3 protein-coding genes and 1 pseudogene are annotated in these 3,177 nt (G+C 74.1%); 1 reads left to right on the forward strand and 3 read right to left on the reverse strand.

What is annotated here, in order from left to right; all coding sequences use genetic code 11:
- A pseudogene (locus ACFWM7_RS34675) lies at positions 1 to 680 on the reverse strand (hypothetical protein); the annotation flags it as partial.
- A gap of 4 nt (positions 681 to 684) precedes the next feature.
- Positions 685 to 1,305 carry a papain-like cysteine protease family protein gene (locus tag ACFWM7_RS34680; protein ID WP_383268591.1) on the reverse strand — a complete coding sequence of 207 codons (621 nt, stop codon included), beginning with the start codon at positions 1,303 to 1,305 and terminating at the stop codon, positions 685 to 687.
- 228 nt (positions 1,306 to 1,533) lie between these two features.
- On the opposite strand from ACFWM7_RS34680, the gene ACFWM7_RS34685 reads away from it, so the two are divergent.
- Complete coding sequence (locus tag ACFWM7_RS34685; protein ID WP_383268594.1) at positions 1,534 to 2,460, forward strand: hypothetical protein; 927 nt, start codon at positions 1,534 to 1,536, stop codon at positions 2,458 to 2,460.
- Between the two features lie 104 nt (positions 2,461 to 2,564).
- Here ACFWM7_RS34685 and ACFWM7_RS34690 read toward each other — a convergent pair whose 3' ends face one another.
- Complete coding sequence (locus ACFWM7_RS34690; protein WP_383268596.1) at positions 2,565 to 2,993, reverse strand: Rieske (2Fe-2S) protein; 429 nt, start codon at positions 2,991 to 2,993, stop codon at positions 2,565 to 2,567.
- Positions 2,994 to 3,177: the final 184 nt, after the last annotated feature.

Genomic DNA, 3,177 nt, shown 5'->3' on the forward strand with positions numbered 1-3,177 from the left:
TCGGGGCCGTAGCCGCCCGCCTTGCCGGAGCGGGCGTACCCGGAGCCGGGCAGCTTGTCGCCGTACGCCTCCTGGACGCGGGCCCGGTACGCGTCCAGCGTGGTGCCCTTCGCGCCCACGGCGGTCCTCGCGTCCTGGTCGAGCGGGAGGAGCCGGGAGCCGTCGTGGACGTACCAGGCGTCGATCTGCGGTTCGCGGAAGACGGTGCCGCCGGGGAGCGCCCGGGCGCCCTGGGCGACGTAGCGGGCCTCGTCGTCGCCGGTGGCGATGTTCACCACCTGCCAGTCGCCGCCGGCGCCCGCCCCGGGGAGGGTCCACAGGGAGGCCTTCTGGCCGTCGGAGGAGACGGCGGTGCTGGCCAGGTAGTCCAGGGTGCTCGGGGCGGCTCCGGGCTGTCCGGCGACGAAGGCGGCCGACAGCGTGCGTACGGGGACGGCCTTCCCCTCGATCCTCGGTGCGCTCGCCTTCCTGCTCACCGCGCCCTCCCGGGCGAAGAACCGGGACAGGGTGTCCAGGGTCGCGGGCTCGGTGGCGGCCTCGTGGGCCGCTTCGAGGGTCGTGGCGGTCAGCTTCGGCGGGGCCGTCCGGCCGTCGTCGGCGAGGGCGGGGGCCGCGGCGGTGAACAGGGCGGTGGCGGTGAGTGCGGTGGCGACGGCGAGGCGCCGGGTGGTCGCGGTCATGTCCTCACGCCCCGATCCGGTAGAGCGAGTGGGTCCAGGAGAACTCGTTGTTGTTCACGTACCAGGCGTGCGAGGCCCAGTTGTAGCGGTCGCTGGAGGGCCAGGGGTCGCCCCAGTAGACCCAGCTGTTGGCGTCGTCGTACCCGTAGATGACATGCATGTGGCCGCCGCCGGACGACCACTGGATCCGGGTCTCGATCGGGCGCTGGGCGGATATCTCGGCCTGCACGGTCGGGTAGCGCAGCCAGCCGGTGACGTAACTGCCGGGTCTGACCCCGGCCCAGGACAGGCCGGTCTGGACGTTGCCCAGGGTGGCCTGCGAGTTGGGGCACTGGGAGTTCTGGCTGCGGTTGAAGGCGGCGTTGCAGAACTGGTTCTGGGAGTAGCCGCGGCCGAACCAGGCGGCGATGGTGTTGCCGCCGGCCGCCCAGCACCAGTTGCTCTGCTGTTGCGCCTGCATGGTGATGTCGAGCCGCTGGGCGGCGGTGACGCCGGCCGTGTCGGACGACGGGGCGGCGGTGGCGGTGCCCGCGGGGACGGCGAGCAGGACGGCGGCCAGGAGGGCGGTGAACGAGAACCTTCCGGGCCTTCCGGTCCGTCTGGGGCTGACTTTTCGGTTGCGCATGGCGTTCCTCCCGAAACGGGGGTGGGGATCGGAGGAGCGCGTCCGGACGCTGACGATGAGCATCCGGCGTTGTCCGGAGCAGGTCAACACGCTTCAATGCGAGGTGACATCACGGTGTGAACGGCACGGCGTCCGTGTGAACGGCCCCGCCCCGGTCACCTGCTCCCCCGCATCCCCCGGGGGTCGGTGTCGCCACTCCCCACGTGAACGTTCACCGGAGGCCCGCCCATGCGGCAGACCGAGACCGAGTTGGCGCAGGTTCTGCGGACCGGACCGTTCCATCTGGCGTTGCGCACCGCTCTGTCGGTGCGCGGGCTGCCGCTCCAGCGGGTGCAGCACCACCTGGCGCACCGGGGCGTCAAGCTCGGGGTGACCAGCCTCAGTTACTGGCAGCAGGGTGTGCGCCGCCCCCGGCGGGCAGAGTCGCTGCGGGCCGTCGCCGCGCTGGAGGAGGTGCTCGCCCTGCCGGACGACTCGCTGCTGCGGCTGCTGCGCGACGGCGACGCCCCGGCGGAGGGGGAGCGTCCGGCGGGGCGTTCGTACCGCTCGCTGATGGAGGCGTCGGGCTCGGTGGAGCGGCTTCTCGCGGCGATGGAGTCACCGGTGGACGGCGGGCTGCACACCGTGGGACATCAGGAGCGGGTACGGATCGGGGCACGGCGCGAGCTGGCGGGCCGCACCTCCCGGCATGTGGTGCGCGCGCACCGGGACGGCGTGGACCGCTATCTCGCCGTGCACCGGGGCGACCCCGACTGCGACCCGTCGCGGATCGCGGTGCGGGCCCTGGAGAACTGCCGGACGGGCCGGGTCCGCTGGGACGGGGACGTGGGGGTGCTGGTGGCGGAGCTGCTGTTCGACACCCGGCTGCGGTCCGGCGAGACGTACCTCTTCGGGTACGGCTTCGACGACGGTACGGCCGGGGCGAGCGGCGAGTACGTGCGCGGCTTCACCTTCGGGGGCGGGCAGTACGTGCTCCAGGTCGGCTTCGACGAGGCGGCGCTCCCGGTGCGGTGCCGCCGGTTCGCCCAGGCGTCGGCGGGGGCGGCGCGCGGGGCCCGCGGGGACCTCACGCTGACCGGCCGGCACCGGACCGTGCACCTGGTGGAGGAGGGCGTAGCGCCCGGGCTGATCGGGATCGACTGGGACTGGGAGTGAGCGGCCCGGGTGCGGCCTTCTGGAACTCGCACCCGGTGCGGCCTTCCGGAGCCCGCGCGCCCCGGGCCAGGGGCCTCAGGCGTCGGAGCCCGCGGCCAAGGGTCTCAGGCGTCGGGGCCCGCGACGAGCTTTCCGCCCTCGGCGGTGACCGGTACGGCGGGCAGCGGCACGGTGGCCGGGCCCTTCACCGGCTGCCCGGTGGTCATGTCGAAGCGGCTGCCGTGGCAGGGGCAGTGGCCCTCGGTGCCCTCGACCTTGTCCAGGACACAGCCGCCGTGGGTGCACTGGGCGCTGAACGCCTTGTACTCGCCCTTCGCCGGGCAGACCACGACCACGCGCTGCTCGCGGTAGAGCTTGGCTCCGCCGACGGGCACCTCGGAGGCGGCACCGAGGTCCACGGGCGCGGTGGGGGTGGGGTTCCTGGCGTGGCCGAGCTTGGACTCGGTGGAGCAGGCGGCCGCTCCCAGCCCGGCGGCACCGGCGAGCGCGGCGCCCTTCAGCACGGTACGGCGGGCGGCGGGCAGGCCGGGCATGCGGACTCCACGGGGTGTCGTTCGAGGCGGATCGCGGTGGATCACCGCGATCGGGGTCGCCGGACGGACGCGGAGCGACGACGGCGACCGCGTGCCGGTGACAGAACCGACGATACCGGCGGGGAACGGGAGCCTTGCGGGCGGGCCGCCCACACCGATGGCGGCGGCCCCCGTCGTCCTGCGG

Source organism: Streptomyces sp. NPDC058375, assembly GCF_042723425.1.
GTDB classification, from domain to species: Bacteria; Actinomycetota; Actinomycetes; order Streptomycetales; family Streptomycetaceae; genus Streptomyces; species Streptomyces durocortorensis.